This window comes from Microbacterium sp. Mcb102, assembly GCF_024519805.1.
In the GTDB taxonomy this organism is placed as follows: domain Bacteria; phylum Actinomycetota; class Actinomycetes; order Actinomycetales; family Microbacteriaceae; genus Microbacterium.
Genome location: NZ_JALJRG010000001.1, coordinates 1,023,192 through 1,040,219, shown reverse-complemented (window position 1 = coordinate 1,040,219; position 17,028 = coordinate 1,023,192). Strand labels below are relative to the sequence as shown.

At 69.2% G+C, this 17,028-nt stretch carries 14 protein-coding genes; 7 read left to right on the top strand and 7 right to left on the bottom strand.

The features are described 5' to 3' along the window. Positions 1–2: 2 nt before the first annotated feature. On the bottom strand, positions 3–674 hold the full coding sequence (locus OC372_RS05025; RefSeq protein ID WP_262001087.1) for a DedA family protein: 672 nt from the start codon (positions 672–674) through the stop codon (positions 3–5). A 41-nt stretch (positions 675–715) separates the two neighbouring features. On the opposite strand from OC372_RS05025, the gene OC372_RS05020 reads away from it, so the two are divergent. Both OC372_RS05020 and leuS read left to right on the top strand, forming a co-directional pair. Continuing rightward, entirely contained in the window at positions 716–2,038 is a 1,323-nt protein-coding gene (locus OC372_RS05020) for an anthranilate synthase component I family protein (RefSeq protein WP_262001086.1), read from the top strand. A 34-nt stretch (positions 2,039–2,072) separates the two neighbouring features. Beyond that, entirely contained in the window at positions 2,073–4,649 is a 2,577-nt protein-coding gene (gene leuS, locus OC372_RS05015) for a leucine--tRNA ligase (RefSeq protein ID WP_036303338.1), read from the top strand. A gap of 69 nt (positions 4,650–4,718) precedes the next feature. Here leuS and OC372_RS05010 read toward each other — a convergent pair whose 3' ends face one another. After that, positions 4,719–5,357, bottom strand: coding sequence for a phosphatase PAP2 family protein (locus tag OC372_RS05010; protein WP_262001085.1), 639 nt, complete (start codon positions 5,355–5,357; stop codon positions 4,719–4,721). Between the two features lie 181 nt (positions 5,358–5,538). Between OC372_RS05010 and OC372_RS05005 the strand changes: the two genes are divergently transcribed. The 3 genes from OC372_RS05005 to holA are packed head-to-tail and all read left to right on the top strand — an operon-like array spanning position 5,539 to position 9,540. Continuing rightward, on the top strand, positions 5,539–6,135 hold the full coding sequence (locus OC372_RS05005) for a ComEA family DNA-binding protein (protein WP_262001084.1): 597 nt from the start codon (positions 5,539–5,541) through the stop codon (positions 6,133–6,135). Further along, entirely contained in the window at positions 6,132–8,456 is a 2,325-nt protein-coding gene (locus OC372_RS05000) for a ComEC/Rec2 family competence protein (protein ID WP_262001083.1), read from the top strand. The genes OC372_RS05005 and OC372_RS05000 overlap by 4 nt, the downstream gene beginning before the upstream one ends. 43 nt (positions 8,457–8,499) lie before the next feature. Continuing rightward, a complete protein-coding gene (gene holA, locus OC372_RS04995) occupies positions 8,500–9,540 on the top strand; it encodes a DNA polymerase III subunit delta (protein ID WP_262001082.1) in 1,041 nt (346 codons plus the stop codon). Positions 9,541–9,627: 87 nt separating this feature from the next. Here the strand turns inward: holA and rpsT are convergent, their stop codons facing one another. After that, a complete protein-coding gene (gene rpsT, locus OC372_RS04990) occupies positions 9,628–9,888 on the bottom strand; it encodes a 30S ribosomal protein S20 (RefSeq protein ID WP_029261697.1) in 261 nt (86 codons plus the stop codon). 222 nt (positions 9,889–10,110) lie between these two features. Here rpsT and OC372_RS04985 point away from each other — a divergent pair, with 222 nt between their 5' ends. Both OC372_RS04985 and OC372_RS04980 read left to right on the top strand, forming a co-directional pair. Next, positions 10,111–11,481, top strand: a complete 1,371-nt coding sequence (locus OC372_RS04985) for a glycoside hydrolase family 1 protein (protein ID WP_262001081.1) — start codon at positions 10,111–10,113, stop codon at positions 11,479–11,481. Further along, positions 11,478–12,713, top strand: coding sequence for an MFS transporter (locus tag OC372_RS04980; RefSeq protein WP_262001080.1), 1,236 nt, complete (start codon positions 11,478–11,480; stop codon positions 12,711–12,713). The genes OC372_RS04985 and OC372_RS04980 overlap by 4 nt, the downstream gene beginning before the upstream one ends. Here OC372_RS04980 and OC372_RS04975 read toward each other — a convergent pair. From OC372_RS04975 to OC372_RS04960, 4 genes are read right to left on the bottom strand one after another with little or no spacing between them, the layout of a single operon-like run. Next, positions 12,708–13,439, bottom strand: a complete 732-nt coding sequence (locus tag OC372_RS04975) for an alpha/beta fold hydrolase (RefSeq protein WP_262001079.1) — start codon at positions 13,437–13,439, stop codon at positions 12,708–12,710. The genes OC372_RS04980 and OC372_RS04975 overlap by 6 nt on opposite strands. 42 nt (positions 13,440–13,481) lie before the next feature. Then, positions 13,482–14,060 carry a PH domain-containing protein gene (locus tag OC372_RS04970; RefSeq protein WP_262001078.1) on the bottom strand — a complete coding sequence of 193 codons (579 nt, stop codon included), beginning with the start codon at positions 14,058–14,060 and terminating at the stop codon, positions 13,482–13,484. Then, entirely contained in the window at positions 14,057–16,159 is a 2,103-nt protein-coding gene (locus OC372_RS04965) for an ABC transporter ATP-binding protein (RefSeq protein ID WP_105710107.1), read from the bottom strand. The genes OC372_RS04970 and OC372_RS04965 overlap by 4 nt, the downstream gene beginning before the upstream one ends. Further along, positions 16,110–17,027 carry an ABC transporter permease gene (locus OC372_RS04960; RefSeq protein WP_051662503.1) on the bottom strand — a complete coding sequence of 306 codons (918 nt, stop codon included), beginning with the start codon at positions 17,025–17,027 and terminating at the stop codon, positions 16,110–16,112. Before OC372_RS04960 ends, OC372_RS04965 begins: the two co-directional genes overlap by 50 nt. Position 17,028: the final 1 nt, after the last annotated feature.

The window sequence follows — 17,028 nt, the reverse complement described above, 5'->3', positions numbered from 1 at the left end:
ACTCAGTCTTTCACGTCGGAGTCGGCTGCCGACTCCGGGGCCTCCTGATGGCGGGCTTCGAGCCGCTGCAGCAGCTTCTTGCCGAGGAATGCGAGGAGCAGGAACAGCGCGATGACGCCGACGAAGATGTAGCCGGCGAAGTGCACGCGATCGACGAGTTCGCGGAAGCTGCCGGCCGCGAGGGAGGTCACGCTCACGTACGCGGTCGCCCAGAGCACGCACGCCGGAGCGGTCCAGGCCAGGAACTTGCGATACGGGTACTCGCTCATGCCGACGGTGAGGGGCACGAGGGAGTGCAGCACCGGGAGGAACCGGGACAGGAAGATCGCGATGCCGCCGCGGCGTTCGAGATAGTTCTCGGCACGGACCCAGTTGTGCTCGCCGATCCTGCGGCCGAGCCACGACACGCGGATGTGCGGGCCGAGCCAGCGTCCGAGCCAGAATCCGACGCTCTCGCCGATCAGCGCTCCGATCACGACGGCGACGCCCATCGCGATGCCCTCCCACACGGTGGCGACGCCCATCGAGGCGATGATGACGATGGTGTCTCCGGGGACGATGAGGCCGATCAGGATGCTGGTCTCCAGCATGACGGCGAGCCCCGCGACCAGTGTGCGCGTGATCGGATCGATCGACTGCACGGTGTCGAGGAGCCAGAGCAGGAGGTCGTCCACGTCATGAGAATACGGGAGCGACCCGGTCCTAGGCTGGAAAGGTGCCCGAACAGCTGACCGCTCGCCCCCTTTCCTCCTGGGTGGAGCCGTGGGCCGTGTTCCGGATGCTCGAAGCGCGCGTCGCCGATGTCTTCTGGCTCGACGCCGGCGCGGATGCCGCGCAGGTGTGGAGCTTCGTCGGCACGGGGGAGCCGTCGTCGCTGCCGCGGGATGTGGCACTGGATGCGGCTCCGACCGATCGCACCCGTCCGCCCTTCTCCGGTGGGTGGGTCGGCTGGCTCGACTATGAGTCCGGTGCCGCGGCCGCCGGCGCCCCGGTGAGTGGGCCCGTCGACGAGCCCGGCGGCTCCTGGCTGCGCGCCACACATGTCGTCGCGTTCGACCATGCCGCGCGGCGCACCTGGGTGCTCAGCGCGGACGACGAGCTCCCCTCGTGGACAGCGGAAGTCTCCGCCGTCCCGCAGCCGGCGGACGACACGGTCCCCCTGAAGGTCCCCGACGGTGCGCGTCGCGTCGCCGAAGCGCGCCACGATCCGCACGAGTACGCCGTGCTCATCGAACGCTGCCGCGACCTGATCCGCGCCGGCATCGCGTACCAGCTGTGCCTGACGACGCGGTTCACGGTGGCCGGGGCACATGATGACGTCGAGGTGTACCGTCGCCTGCGCGCTGCGACGCCCGCGCACCACGGCGGCTTCGTCCGCATCGGCGGCCGTACCCTGCTGAGCGCCAGCCCCGAGCAGTTCCTCCACGCCGAGGGGGGTGTCATCCGCACCCGCCCCATCAAGGGCACCCGGCCCCGCGGTGCGGACCCGGAGGAGGATGCCGCGCTGGCCGCAGAACTCGCGGCGGATCGCAAGGAGCGCGCGGAGAACGTCATGATCGTCGATCTGATGCGCAACGACCTCTCCCGCGTGTGCGAGCCGGGGAGCATCCGCGTCGACGGACTGTGGGTGGTCGAGAGCTACCCGGCCGTGCACCAGCTCGTGAGCACCGTGAGCGGTGTCGCCACGGCCGGGACGAGCGTCGGTTCGCTGCTCGACGCGGCCTTCCCCGCCGGCAGCATGACGGGCGCCCCCAAGCTCTCCGCGATGACGAGACTGCACGAGTTGGAAGGCGGGCCGCGCGGCGTCTACGCCGGCTGCTTCGGGTACATCGGGGCGGACGGCGTGCTCGACCTCGCCATGGTCATCCGCAGCATCCTGATCGACGGCGACCAGGCGGTCGTCGGCGCGGGCGGAGGCATCACCTGGGGATCGGTCGCCGCATCCGAAGTCGCCGAGGTCGCGACCAAGGCGCGAGCTCCCCTCGCCGCGCTCGGTGCGGAAATGCCGGGGGTCTGGCGTTCCGATATCCTGAACTGATCCCGCTTTTTCCTTCAGATTGGTCGTGCGTTCGTTGTCTGAGAACCTGTCCACCGCTCCCGCCGATGACGAGACTCCGTCGGCGCACGCCATCCAGACGAAGTGGCAGAAGTACTGGGCGGAGAACGGCACGTTCCTCACCGGCGGGGAGGAAGACACCCGCCCGCGCAAGTACGTGCTCGGGATGTTCCCCTACCCGTCCGGTGACATGCACATGGGGCACGCCGAGAACTACGCGTACGTCGACATGGTGGCGCGGTTCTGGCGTCACCGCGGGCACAACGTGCTCAACCCGATCGGCTGGGACTCCTTCGGCCTGCCCGCGGAGAACGCGGCGATCAAGCGCGGCGCCGACCCTCGGGAGTGGACCTACGCGAACATCGATCAGCAGAAGCAGAGCCTGAAGGAGTTCGGCACCTCCTACGACTGGACGCGCGTCCTGCACACGTCCGACCCCGAGTACTACCGCTGGAACCAGTGGCTGTTCCTGAAGCTGTACGAGCGCGGGCTGGCCTATCGCAAGAAGAGCCCGGTCAACTGGTGCCCCAACGACCAGACCGTGCTGGCGAACGAGCAGGTGGTCGACGGTCGCTGCGAGCGCTGCGGTGCCGAGGTCATCAAGAAGAAGCTCACGCAGTGGTACTTCCGCATCACCGACTACGCCGACCGGCTGCTCGACGACTTGAACCAGCTCGAGGGCTTCTGGCCGCACAAGGTGCTGCAGATGCAGCGCAACTGGATCGGACGCTCGATCGGTGCGGACGTCGACTTCGTGATCGAGGGTCGCGAGGAGCCGGTCACCGTCTTTTCGACGCGCCCCGACACGCTGCACGGAGCCACCTTCTTCGTCGTCGCCCCCGATTCCGATCTGGCGTCCGAGCTGGCGGCGGATGCGCCTGACGAGGTGCGCCAGCGCTTCCGCACCTACCTGGAGCAGGTGCAGAAGGAGACGGACATCGCCCGGCAGTCCACGGACCGCCCGAAGACCGGTGTCTTCCTTGAGCGCTACGCGATCAACCCGGTCAACGGCGAGAAGCTCCCGGTGTGGGCAGCCGACTACGTGCTCGCCGATTACGGTCACGGCGCCGTCATGGCAGTGCCCGCCCACGATCAGCGCGACCTCGACTTCGCCCGCGCGTTCGACCTGCCCGTCAAGGTCGTGGTCGACACGACAGCTCCTGTCACCGGCGCGATGCCCGTGATCGAGGTCGACGACGAAGGGGTGCCGATCGACACCGGCGCCGCGCTCGACGAGCAGAACCCGGCATCCACCGGCATCGCGTTGACCGGCGAAGGCCGCATGATCAACTCGGGTGCGCTGAACGGACTGTCCAAGCGCAACGCGATCGCCCGCGCGATCGAGCAGCTGGAGGCATCCGGCACCGGACGCGCGGCGAAGAACTACCGCCTGCGCGACTGGCTGATCTCGCGCCAGCGCTTCTGGGGCACTCCCATCCCGATGCTGCACACCGAGGACGGGGACATCATCCCGGTTCCCGAAGACCAGCTGCCGGTGAAGCTGCCCAGTGTGGAAGGTCTCGACCTCTCGCCCAAGGGCACCTCGCCGCTCGGGGCGGCGGAGCGCTGGGTGCGCACCACGGCCCCCGGGACCGGTGACCCGGTGCTGCGCGACACCGACACCATGGACACCTTCGTCGACAGCTCCTGGTATTTCCTGCGCTTCCTGTCGCCGAACAGCGACACCGTGGCGTTCGATCCCGCTCAGGCCGACCGGTGGGCGCCTGTCGACTCGTACATCGGTGGTGTCGAGCACGCGATCCTGCACCTGCTGTACGCGCGCTTCATCACGAAGGTCCTGTTCGACATGGGGCTGATCGATTTCACCGAGCCCTTCACGACGCTGATCAACCAGGGCATGGTTCTTCTCGACGGATCGAAGATGTCGAAGAGCAAGGGCAATCTGGTCGAGTTCTCGTCGAGCATGATCGACCCCGGTGCCGATGTCGTCCGTGTCGCTCTGGCCTTCGCAGGCCCGGTGGAGGATGACATCAACTGGGAGGACGTCTCCACAGCCGGGGCGCAGAAGTTCCTGGCCCGCGTGCTGCGGATCGCCGGCGACGTCGCGAGTCCGGTCGACGTCGTGTTCGACGGTGGGAACCCCGCACTGCGCCGCGCGACGCACAAGCTGCTCGCCGAGGCCCCGGCTCTCGTGGAGCAGACCAAGTTCAACGTGCTGGTCGCCCGCCTCATGGAGCTGGTGAACCTCACCCGCAAGACGATCGACGGTGCTGCCGGTGCCGCCGATCCCGCCGTGCGTGAGGCCGCCGAGACGATCGCCGTGATGCTCGACCTGTTCGCCCCGCACACCGCCGAAGAGGTGTGGGAGATCCTGGGTCACGAGCCCTCCGTCGGCCTGGTGCCGTGGCGGTCCGCCGATCCGGCGTTGCTGGTCGAGGACACGATCACCGCCGTCGTGCAGGTGGGCGGCAAGGTCCGCGCACAGCTCGAGGTCTCGGCGCGCATCGGCGAGTCCGAGCTCGAAGCGCTGGCTCGTGCCGACGAGCGCGTGATCCGTTCGATCGGCGACCGCGAGATCGTCAAGGTCGTCGTGCGCGCGCCCAAGATCGTCAGCATCGTCGTGAAGGGCTGATCGGCTCTCACCGCACGGACTGCATCCGGCCCCTGGTGCTCACTTCGGTGACGCCAGGGGCCGACGCCGTCACCCCTGTTGTGCTGCGGCGCGCGCACGAGCGACGCGCATCATCGCCTCGATGCCGATGACGACGAGAAGCGGGACGGCCACGCCGAGGATCGCTCCGAGGGTGACGTCATGGACGTAGTGGACGCCCTGCGCGACGCGCCCGACGGCGACGACGGAGGCGAGCGCGATCGCCGACCATGTGAGCCACGACCGTCCGAGGGCGATGGCGATCACTGCGGCGGCGCCGAATGCGAGGGTCGCGTGGTTCGAGGGCAGCGACCAGTCTCCGGGCGGCGGGCACTCACCGGCGATCTGCCAGACCGAGCACGGACGCGCCTGGGCGAAGAGCAGCTTTCCGCCCTCGCTCAAGAGGTAGGCCAGGACCACGCCGACGGCGGAGGCTGCGATGTGCACGCGTCGTTCCGGCCGGCTCCACCAGGCGCGGGCCATGACCACGGCCGTGGCGACGGCGAGCAGGAGGAGCCCCGCTTCGGAGATCAGCTCGACCGCGGGGACGGCCGAGCCTGCAGAGCTGAGCCATCGGGTGCCGACCACGCTGAGGCTCCCCGGCAACGGGAGCAGCAGCAGGACGGCGGCGAGCGCTGCGGCGATGCCCAAGGGCAGCACGGAGCGCACGGACAGACGAGTGGAGGACATGCCTTCGACGCTACGGACAGTGGGCTCGGGTGAGCATCGGTCGGAGGATGTAGCCGGGTCCACCGTGCGGTGGAGATGAGCGGGACAGTGCTTCTCTGCACCGTTGCCAGAGGGCGGAGGTTGTCCACGGCTCAGGTGTCCGGCGCCCGGGAAGCCCGATTCACCCACCTAGCTTGGCCGGATGGCATCCCCGCAGGCACCACCTCCGCCGCGGCGTCGACTGCGTCTGAGCATCGGCGCCGGGGTGGTTCTCGCACTCGTGGTGCTGTCTGCCGCCGTCGGCCTCGGCATCCTCCGCGGCCAGGCCGCGCCGACCGCATCCGTGCCGTTGACGGATGCCGCGACGACCGCCGGCCCGTCCGGTGAGCTGTACGTGCACGTGCTGGGCTCCGTCACCCATCCCGGCCTCTACGTGCTGGACCTGGACGCCCGCCTCGTCGATGCGCTGGCAGCGGCCGGGGGAGCCACCGATGATGCCGACCTGGCGGCGGTCAACCTCGCGAGGCTGCTCGAAGACGGCGAGCAGATCGTCGTCCCGGCCGTCGGCGCAGCGACCGATTCACCGGGAGCGGGGCCGCCGGGTGACGACCGCGTCGACCTCAACACCGCGGATCAGGCCGCCCTGGAGACGCTGCCGCGCATCGGTCCGGCGCTGGCGGAGCGGATCATCGCCTGGCGCGACGAGAACGGGCGCTTCGGGTCCGTCGACGACCTGCTCGCGGTTCCCGGCATCGGCGAGAAGCTGCTCGCTGGCCTGCGCGACGGAGTCAGGGTGTGAAGGCGCGCGACCTCCGTCTCCTCCCTCTCGCGCTGGTTGTCTGGGGCACCGCCCTGCTCTGCGTACTGATACCCGAGGCGGCCTGGTGGTGTGCGGCCGCCTGCGGTCTCGTGGCGAGTCTGGTGCTGATGCTGCTCGTCCGGTGCCCGCGAACCTGGGTCTCGCGGCTGACCGGCGGTCTGGCCGTCGTGCTTCTCGCGGGAGCCTCGGCCGCGGCCTTGACGGTCGGGTTCGCCCTCCCCGCACGGGAGGAGGCGATGTCCTGGGACGGTCGCGTGGTGGAGGCCACAGGGGAGATCACCTCCTCGGCGTCGGTCGGTCGCGACGGGCGGCTGTGGTTCGAGGCATCGACATCCACGCTCGGACCGCCGGGGCGCGCGAGCGATTCGTCGGCGCCCGTGCGCATCGGAGTGGACCCGGGCGACGGGTTCGACCTCGGCGCGCGCATCCGCGTCATCGGGGAGGCCGCCGCCACCGATGCGGGCGAGCGATCGGCGCTCGTCGTCTTCGCGAACGATGCCGAGGTCGTCGAGCCCGCCTCCGGAGTGTTCGGCGTCGCGGCCGCCCTCAAGCATGCCTTCGTCGAGCGCTCCCTGCGGCTTCCCGAGCCCGGCGCCGGCCTGCTTCCCGGCCTGGCCGTGGGGGATACCCGGGCGGTGTCGATCGAGCTGAACGACGACATGCGCACCAGCGGTCTCAGTCACCTCACCGCGGTGAGCGGGGCGAACTGTGCGATCGTCGTCGGCGGGATCTTCTGGATCGCCGCCCTGTGCGGTGCGGGGCGCATGCTGCGGGTCGTCCTCGCTGTCGTGGGGCTTGCCGGGTTTGTCGTCCTCGTCACTCCGGAGCCGAGCGTGATCCGTGCGGCGGTCATGGCGGCGGTCGGCATGCTCACCGTGCTGCTCGGCCGCCCGAGTGCGGGAGCCGGCATGCTCTCGCTGTGCGCGGCGGGCATCCTTCTCGTCGACCCCTGGCTGGCCGCCACCCCGGGATTCGCGCTCTCGGTCGCGGCCTCGGGAGCGTTGATCCTGCTCGCGCCTCCGCTCGCACGGGGTTTCGGCCGGATCATGCCCGGACCGGTGGCTCTGGCTCTCGCGGTCCCTTTCGCCGCGCAGTTGGCCTGTGGCCCGATCATCGCCCTGTTCGCCGAGCAGCAGTCGCTCATCGGCATCGCCGCGAACATCATCGCGGCGCCCGCGGCCCCGATCGCCACCGTGGTCGGGCTGCTGGCATGTCTGGCCGCTCCGTTGCCGGGTCTCGCTGATCTGCTGGCGTCGTGGGCCTGGCTGCCCGCTGCCTGGATCGCGGCGACGGCGACGACGACCGCTCGCCTGCCGGGCGCACAGTTGTTGTTGCCCGCCGGGATCGGCAGTGCACTGCTCGTGGCTCTCGTGAGCGCGTGTATCGCGGTCGTCGTCATCAGGTCCGGCCCGCAGAGCAGGGGAGCTGCGACGGGGCGTGGAGGAATCATCGTGCAGCGAGCCGCAGCCGCGGTTCTGATCGTCGTACTCTCGCTCGCCGGTGCCCGTGTGGTCCTCGACGGACCGCTCGCCACGGCGACGACGCCGGAGGGGTGGACGATCGCCGCGTGCGATGTCGGACAGGGCGATGCGCTGCTCGTGCGCTCGGCGGCGAGAGTGGCGCTGATCGACACGGGGCCCGCCCCGGAGCCGCTGGCGGCGTGTCTGCGGTCTCTCGGCATCGGACACATCGACCTGCTCGTCCTCACGCACTTCGACCTCGACCATGTCGGCGGTGTCGCCGCGGTGCAGGGACGGGTGGGCGCGGTCCTCCACGGGCCGGCGCTCGAGGAGGACGAACGCCGTCTCCTCGCCGACCTCGCCGCCTCGGGTGCACAGGTCGACGAGGCGTGGGCGGGACAGCGCGGCGATCTCGGGGAAGCCGCATGGCGGGTGTTGTGGCCGGTGCGGGGTTCGGCCGCCTTTCCGGCGGGCAACGACGCGAGCGTGGTGATGGAGTTCGGTGGGGGAGGAGTACCCCGGTCGCTCTACCTCGGTGACCTCTCTGCGGCACCCCAGCGGATGCTGCTCCGCACGGCTCGGCTGGGTCACTACGACGTCGTCAAAGTCGCCCATCACGGCAGCGCGGACCAGGACGCGGGTCTCTATGAGGCCGTGCAGGCTCGCGTGGCGCTGTTCAGCGTGGGAGCGGACAACGACTACGGCCATCCGCGCATCGAGACGCTCGACCTCCTGTCGGCGACCGGGGCGCAGGCGCTGCGCACCGATCGGCAGGGACGGATCCTCCTCGGCACCGGCGACAGCGAGCTGCAGGTGTGGACGGAGAAGGTTGCACCATGAGCGAGCGGGCAGCGGTGTCGGCGACCGCCGGTAGTCTGGATCCATGGCAGCTTCGCGTCCCCCTTCCCGCGGTGGTGCGAAACCCACGAAGGTCCCCCAGGTCTCCTGGCGAGAGCCTCGTCCCGCTCCGCTCGTGCTCGTCTCCGGGCCGGAAGAGGTGTGCGCCGAGCGGGCGATCGCCGGCGTCCGCGACTATCTCCGCGCCGAAGACCCCGCTCTCGAGGTCAGCGATGTGCGCGCCGACGACTACGCGCCGGGAACGCTGCTGTCCCTCACCTCCCCGTCCCTTTTCGGCGAACCACGCCTGGTGCGTGTCTCGGGCGTGGAGAAGTGCTCCGATGCTTTCATCCAGGAAGCGGTGTCGTACCTCGACAACCCGCAGGAGGGGGCGACCGTCATCCTCCGGCACACGGGGGCGAGCGTGCGCGGCAAGAAGCTGCTCGATGCGGTCCGCGCCGGCACCGGTGGAGGCATCGAGATCGCCTGCCCGGCGATCAAGCGCGACGGCGACCGGGTCGACTTCGCAGCGGGGGAGTTCCGCACCGCCAAGAAGCGCATCGCGCCGGCGGCGCTCCGTGCGCTGGTCTCCGCGTTCGCCGATGACCTCACCGAGCTGGCGGCGGCCTGCCAGCAGCTCATCGGAGACGTCGAGGGCGACATCTCCGAAGAAGTCGTCACCAAGTACTACGGCGGGCGCGTCGAAGTGTCGGCGTTCGTCGTGGCCGACACGGCGATCGCCGGCCGCTACGGTGAGGCGCTGGTCGCGCTCCGCCACGCCCTGTCATCCGGTGCTGATCCGGTGCCGATGGTCGCGGCCTTCGCGATGAAGCTCCGCACCATGGCGCGGGTCGCCGGAAACCGCGAACCGAGCCGCCAACTCGCCCAGCGCCTGGGTATGAAGGACTGGCAGGTCGATCGTGCCCGCCGTGACCTCGCCGGGTGGAACGAGCGTTCGCTCGGAATGGCGATCCAGGCCGCAGCGCGCGCCGACGGTGAGGTCAAGGGTGCCGCCCGCGATCCGATCTTCGCGCTCGAGCGTATGGTCACGGTGATCGCCACTCGTCGACCGTTCGGCGAGGAGTAGTCACGCGTCCTCACGCCGCGGATCACTGCCGAAGAACGAAGAAGGCCCGCCCCGAAGACGGGACGGGCCTTTCTCAGAAGCTTCAGCTCAGAGAGAAGCGACCTGCTTGGCGAGAGCCGACTTGCGGTTCGACGCCTGGTTCTTGTGCAGGACACCCTTGCTGACGGCCTTGTCGAGCTTGACGGCGGCCTTCTTCAGGCCGGCCTCGGCTGCGGCCTTGTCGCCGGCGGTGACTGCCGTGCGAGTCGTGCGGATGACCGTCTTGAGCTCGCTCTTCACGGCCTTGTTACGCTCGCGCGCCTTCTCGTTGGTCTTGTTGCGCTTGATCTGCGACTTGATGTTTGCCACGTGTGGACGCTTTCTGTACAGGAGTGTTCGGAATGCCGGCAGCAGAAGAGGGCTGCTGCACGGCGGTCGTGAGGGAAGAACCCACACGCAAGCCAAGAGCCGAGTCTACCAGCAGAGGGGGCGTAGACGCGAAACGGCCGACGGATTGCGAAACTCCGTCGCGGATCTCATGGTACTGGGTGCAGAATCATCACTATCCCGACACCGCTGTCAAGGAGCCATATGACCCCCGAACGCGTTCCTCCGTCCGTGCCCGCAGGCCTTCGCTGGTCCGCCGCGACCTCCGCCTTCCAGATCGAGGGGTCGCGCCCGACGGGGGATGTGGGCCGCTCCATCTGGGACGACTTCCTCGAGAAGCACGGCGCGATCATCGACGGATCGACGGCGGATCCGGCCTGCGACAGCTATCGGCATCCCGAAGCCGATGTGGCCCTCGCCGCGGGGTTGGGACTCGACCGCTATCGGTTCTCGATCCCTTGGGCACGCGTGCAGCCGGACGGCCGCGGAGTCGGTGACAAGACCGCCCTCGATCACTACTCGCGGCTGGTCGACCTTCTCCTGGGGGCGGGAGTCGCGCCGTTCCCGACCCTTTTCCACTGGGAGATGCCGAGCGCGGTCGAGGCCGACGGCGGCTGGCTCGAGCGCGACACCGCCGAGCGCTTCGCCGACTACGTGACGATTGTGGCCGACCGCCTCGGTGATCGCGTGCGGCAGTGGTACACCCTCAACGAGCCGGCCATGACGACGTTGCAGGGATACGCGGTCGGCGCACTCGCGCCGGGGAGGCAGCTGCTCTTCGGCGCGCTGCCGACCGCCCATCACCAGCTGCTCGCCCATGCCCGCGCTGCCTCCGTGCTGCGGGAGCGAGGCGCCTCCGCCGTCGGGCTCGCGAACAACCACACGTGGGTGCTTCCGCTGCACGACACAGCGGACGACCACCAGGCGGCCGCGCTCTACGACCTGATCCACAATCGGGTCTTCAGTGAGCCGCTCCTCACCGGCACCTACCCGGACCTGGAGTCGCTGGGCCTTCCGCCGATGCCGGTGCGCGACGGGGACCTCGAGGAGATCGGCGGCTCGATCGACTTCTACGGCATCAACTTCTACAACCCCACGACCGTGACGGCTGCCGCGGAGGGGAGCGCCGTGCCGTTCGACATCGTGCCCACTCCCGGCGCCCCCGTCACCGGCTTCGGCCCCGAATGGCCGATCGTGCCCGGAGCCCTGCGCGACTTCCTGCTCGACCTGCACGTGCGACATCCAGATCTTCCGCCGGTCATCATCGGTGAGAACGGAGCCTCGTTCCCGGAACCGCCGCGCGCCGGTCGCGTCGACGACACGGACCGGATCGCGTATCTGGCCGGGCACCTCGCCGCCGTCGGGGAGGCGATGGTCGCCGGGGTGCCTGTGGAGGAGTACACGGTGTGGTCACTGCTCGACAACTGGGAGTGGGCCGACGGCTACACCCAACGGTTCGGGATCGTCCACGTCGACTTCGAGACGGGGGAGCGGACGCCCAAGGCCTCCTACGACTGGTATCGCGACGTCATCGCGAGTGCGCGCGCAGCGGCAGCGACGGCGGTGGGGAGATGACCGAAGTCTCCGGCACCCGCACCGTTCGAGCGGGAGCCCGATGGATGTCGCTCTTCACGCTGGCGTGGCTCGCGATCTGGACCGTGCAGCTCACGCCGGTGCAGCTGCTCCTTCCCCTGCAGCTGGACACGCCGGAAGACGACTGGATCCGCGGAGTCGTCTCCTCCGGTCTGGTTCTCGGAATCGGCGGGCTCGCCGGCATCATCGCCGGTCCCGCGGCCGGAGCGCTCTCCGATCGTGCGGCGGCGGGGCGCCACCGTCGCCGTCCGTGGGCGCTCGGCGGCGTTCTGTTCACCGCGGTCTGCCTCGTCCTGACCGGATACGCGGAAGGTCCCTGGGCGGTCGGCGCCGGATGGGTGGGCGTGTCGATCGGCGTCGCGGTCTCGTCTGCCGCCTTCACCGCTCTCATCGCCGACCAGCTGCCGTCCACGCAGCGCGGTGCGGCCTCGGCGGCGGTCGGTTCCAGTCAGGCCGTGGGCATCGTTCTCGGAGTCGGGCTGGTGGTCCTCCTCGGACTCGGCATCCGCGACGGCTACCTGCTGCTCGCCGGCGTGATCGCGGTCATCGGATCGGCAGCCGCCCTGCTCCTGCCCGACCCGCCGAGTGTCGAGGCGATGCGCCCGAAGACGGTGGGGCGCCGTCGGCTGGCGTCTCTGCGCGACCGGGATTTCGCCTGGATGCTCTCCGGTCGCCTGGTGACGAACATCGGCAATGCACTCGGGACGGCGCTGTTCCTGTTCTTCCTCCTGCACGGGCTCGGCCAGCCGAGTGCCGTCGCGCAGGACAACCTCCTGCTGCTCATCGTCGTGTACACGGTCTTTGTGGTGATCGCGTCCGTGGTGACCGGTCTCGCCTCCGACCGTACGGGCAATCGGCGCACGCTCGCGGTCGCCGCCACGGTGGTGCAGGCGGCATCGGGCGTCGCGATCGCGCTGGTGCCGACTTTCGAGATGACGATGGTGGCCGCGGCCCTGATGGGGCTCGGCTACGGCGCGTTCTCGACGGTGGGACTCGCCTTCGCCGCCGATCTGCTGCCGGACGAACAGGACCATGCGCGTGACCTCGGGATCGTGAACGTCACGGCCGCCCTCGGCCAGCTGATCGGACCGGTGCTCGGGGCCGCGCTGGTCGCCCTGGTCGGCGGGTTCTGGCTGGTGTTCGTCGCGGCAGCGGTGCTGTCCCTGGTCGGGGGACTGCTCACGGCGTTCGCGCGGGAGCCGAAGCGCTCATGACGGCTCTGCGTCCTGCTCCACCGTCGCGATCGCGAGCTGCAGCACCGCGTTGAAGATCCGCGGCCTCATGGCCGTGACCAGATGGGTCGTGCGGGGGACGATGATCAGCTCGGCGTGTGAGGCGAGACGACGGAAGAGTGTCTCGTTCAGGCGCAGCTGATCGTACTGGCCGTTCACGAACCAGAGGGGGATCTTGATGCGGGGGACCGCGGCGGCGACGTCGAGGGCTGCGAGGCTGCGGAGCGCGGCATCCTGTGTGTCGAGTGCGTAGCCGCCCGCGGCGAAGTCCGACCGCGTCTCGGCGGGGATCGTGGCCTCGAGCATCCGCGCGGTGAGCCACATACCGCGGTCGGGGAGCGAATCCACGGCCCTCGCGAAGAGCCGATAGGCACGCAGGCCCGCGCCGGAGGGGAGCGAGGTGCACGCGGCCGCGACCAGTCCGGCGACCGGCGGCGTCTCCGCACCGCCGACGTAGGCGAGGCAGAGGAGCCCGCCCATCGAATGCCCGACGAGCACGACGGGCCCCTTCTCCGCCGCAGCGCGAACCGCGATGTCGATCGTGTGCAGCGCCTCATGGAGCGTGAAGTCCTCGCTCATCCGGGTGCCGTGTCCCGGCAGGTCGACGGCTGTGGCGGCGTATCCGTGCGCTTCCAGATAGGCGAGCTGCGCGCGCCACATGGTGGCGGATGTGCGGATGCCGTGCACGAGGACGATCTGTGCGCTCACGCGTTCAGCTTAGGATCTCGGCGTCTATGCCGAGACCCCGCGTCACAACAACAGGCCGGCTGCCGTGACGCCGAGAGCCACGGCGAGGGCGAGAGCGAGAAGAGGCAGCCACGCAACGCTCACGGTTCGCGCCGCCTCACCCGTCGGAGCCCGCCCGACGTCATCACGCGCGTGGTCGATCGCCTCCACCACACCGACGAAGGCGCGGGAACGATGGGACGTCGACACGTCGGCTTCCCGGTCCCGACGCGGCCGGACGGTGGGTGAGCCCCAGGCGCGGATCGCGGTGCCGTCGGTCAACTCGACGACGAGCTGATACCGCACGTGGAGTTCGGCCACCTCATGCCACGGGATCGTGTGTGTGCGGAAGACGTTGACCACGGTGAGCGTGGCAGGCGCGACGATCACGCACGGCCGGATCAGCAGCATCCAGCACACGAGCAGTACCACTCCCATCCAGGGGAGGGAGAGGAGCACTATCGCCCACTCCGCGCGAACGGCCGCATCGATGAGCAGGTAGGCGAAGAGCGCAGCCAGAACACCGCTGATCCACCAGCCCGATGCACCGCGGATGACGATGCGGTCAGTGCCGCGGCCGCTCACGCCGTCACCACGGATCACGCGGTCTGCAGGATGTCCTGCTCCGCCCAATGGCAGGAGACGTCGCGTCCTTCCACGGGGCGCAGCTCGGGAGAAACGGTCTCGCATTCGGCCTGCTGTGCGGGAGGAAGGATCGCGTAGAGCGGGCACCGTGAGCGGAACGCGCACCCCGTGATCGTCTCGGTCGGCGATGGCAGGTCTCCGGAGAGGAGGATGCGCTCGCGCGTCCGCTCGATCTGCGGGTCGGGGATCGGCACGGCCGACAGCAGCGCGCGCGTGTACGGGTGGCGCGGGTTGCTGAAGATCGCGTCGACATCGCCGTACTCGATGATGCGCCCGAGGTACATCACGGCGACGTCATCGGCGATGTGGTGCACCACGGCGAGGTCGTGTGCGACGAACAGGTAGGAGAGTCCCAGCTGCTGCTTCAGATCCTCGAGCAGGTTGATCACGCCGGCCTGCACCGAGACGTCGAGCGCGGAAACCGGCTCGTCGAGGACGAGGATCTTCGGTTCGACGACGAGCGCACGCGCGATTCCGATGCGCTGGCGCTGACCTCCGGAGAACTCGTGCGGGTAGCGACGGGCATAGCTCGGCTCGAGACCGACGAGCTCGAGCATCCGGCGCACGCGGCGCGAGATCTCCTTCGCCGGGACGTCGTGCACGGTGAGCGGTTCGCCGATGAGTTCTTCGACGGTCATACGCGGATCGAGCGAGGCCGCCGGGTCCTGGAACACGATCTGGATGTCGGTCCGGAGCGCGCGACGCTGTGAAGCGGAGAGCGTGGCCGTGTCGATGCCGTTGACGGAGACGCGCCCCGACTGCGGCTGGGCGAGTTCCATCACCTCCATGACGGTGGTCGACTTTCCGCAGCCCGATTCTCCGACCAGGCCGAGGGTCTTGCCGCCGTCCAGCTCGAAGCTGACGCCGTCGACCGCGCGGACGGTGCCGATGCGGCGGCGGAAAACGGTGCCCTTGGTGAGCGGGTAGTGCCGCTTCAGGTCTTCGACCTTGAGCACGGTGCCGCGGGTCTCGACCTCGCGGACGACCTCTTCGACCGGGGCAGGCGGGGAGAAGACCTCGTCGCGGGGGAGCCGGCCGTCGACGATCTCCTCCGCACGGATGCACGCCGCGGACTGCAGCGGTGCGACGGGGACGAGATCGGGTTCGATGTCGTGGCACGCCGAGATCACGGCGGGGCAGCGATCGGCGAACGGGCAGCCGGTGGGCACCTCAGTCAGCAGCGGCGGACGTCCCTCGAGCGGGACGAGACGTTCGGAGGCCCCGTTGGCGATGCTCGGCATCGAGCGCAGGAGTCCGATCGTGTACGGCATCGCCGGACGTGCGAACAGTTCGTCGACCGGTGCGGTCTCCACGATGCGGCCCGCATACATCACGGCCACGCGATCCGCGTTGCCGGCGACGACGCCGAGATCATGCGTGATGAGCACCACGGCAGCGCCGGTGATTTCCTTCGCCTTCTGGAGCACATCCAGGATCTGGGCCTGGATGGTGACATCCAGTGCCGTCGTCGGCTCGTCCGCGATGATCAGCTTCGGATCGTTCGCGATGGCGATCGCGATCATCGCGCGCTGGCGCATGCCGCCCGAGAACTCGTGCGGGAACGACTTCACCCGTCGGCGCGGCTCCGGGATACCGACGATGTCGAGCAGCTCGACCGCGCGGGCCTCCAGAGCCTGGTTGCTGAGCCCGGGCTGGTGCAGCTTGAGGCCCTCGATGATCTGCTGACCGATCGTGTAGACCGGCGTCAGTGCCGAGAGCGGGTCCTGGAAGATCATCGCGATGTCGGAACCGCGCATCTTCGACAGCTGCCGGTCGGTGGAGCCGAGGAGCTCGGTGCCGTCGTACGTGATGGAGCCCGAGACGTTGGCGGTGCTCGGGAGGAGGCCCATGACCGCCATCGACGACACGGACTTGCCCGAACCGGACTCACCCACAATGGCGAGGAACTCGCCGCGATTGACCTCGTAGTTCACACCGCGGACGGCGTGGACGGTGCGGGCCTTCGTCTCGAAGGTGACGTTGAGGTCGCGGACGCGAAGCAGGGGTTCAGGCACGGTTGTTCTCCGAGGTCGGGTCGACGGCGTCACGCAGGGCATCTCCGAGCAGACTCGACGCGAGCACGGTGGCGACGAGGATGATCGCCGGCGGGATGAAGAGCCAGGGACGGGTGGTCGCCGCGGCGCTTCCCGCAGCGAGCAGCGTTCCGAGTGACACGTCGGGCGGCTGGATGCCGAAGCCGAAGTAGCTGAGTGTGGTCTCGGCGAGGATCGCGGCGCCGACACCCAGCGTCGCGTCGATGATCAGCAGCGATGCCACGTTGGGGATGATGTGGCGGCGGATGATGGTGAAACCGCCGACGCCCATGAAGCGAGCCGCCTTGACGTAGTCGCGCTCGCGCAGCGACATGGTCTGACCGCGGATGACTCTCGCGAGCACCATCCATCCGAAGAGGGGGAGGAACACGACGAGTGCGACCCAGGCCAGGTCCTTGAAGAGTGGGCTCAGCAGCACGAGGATGTAGAAGCTCGGCAGCACGAGGAGCAGGTCGATGATCCAGACGATCACCCGGTCCCAGACACCGCCGACGTACCCGGCGATCGCGCCGACGAGCCCGGCGATGAGTGCCGTGACCGGTCCGACGATGAGGCCGATGAGCAGGGACTTCTGCAGACCCGCCATCGACTGGGCGAAGATGTCCTGCCCGATCGTGTCGGTGCCGAACCAGTGGTCGAGGCTCGGCCCCTTGTTGAACGCGAGATAGTCCTGGTCGGTGGACGACCACGGGTAGAGCAGCGGTCCGACGTACGCGAGCAGGAACATCAGCACGAGCACGCCGGCGCCGATCCAGGCCCGCTTGGTCGAGAACGTGCGGACCAGGATAAGCCGCCACCGGGGGATCGAGGGAGATTCCTCGTTCTCCGGCTCGAGCGGTGGAGCGTCGAGCTGTGTGGGATCGAGCGTCATG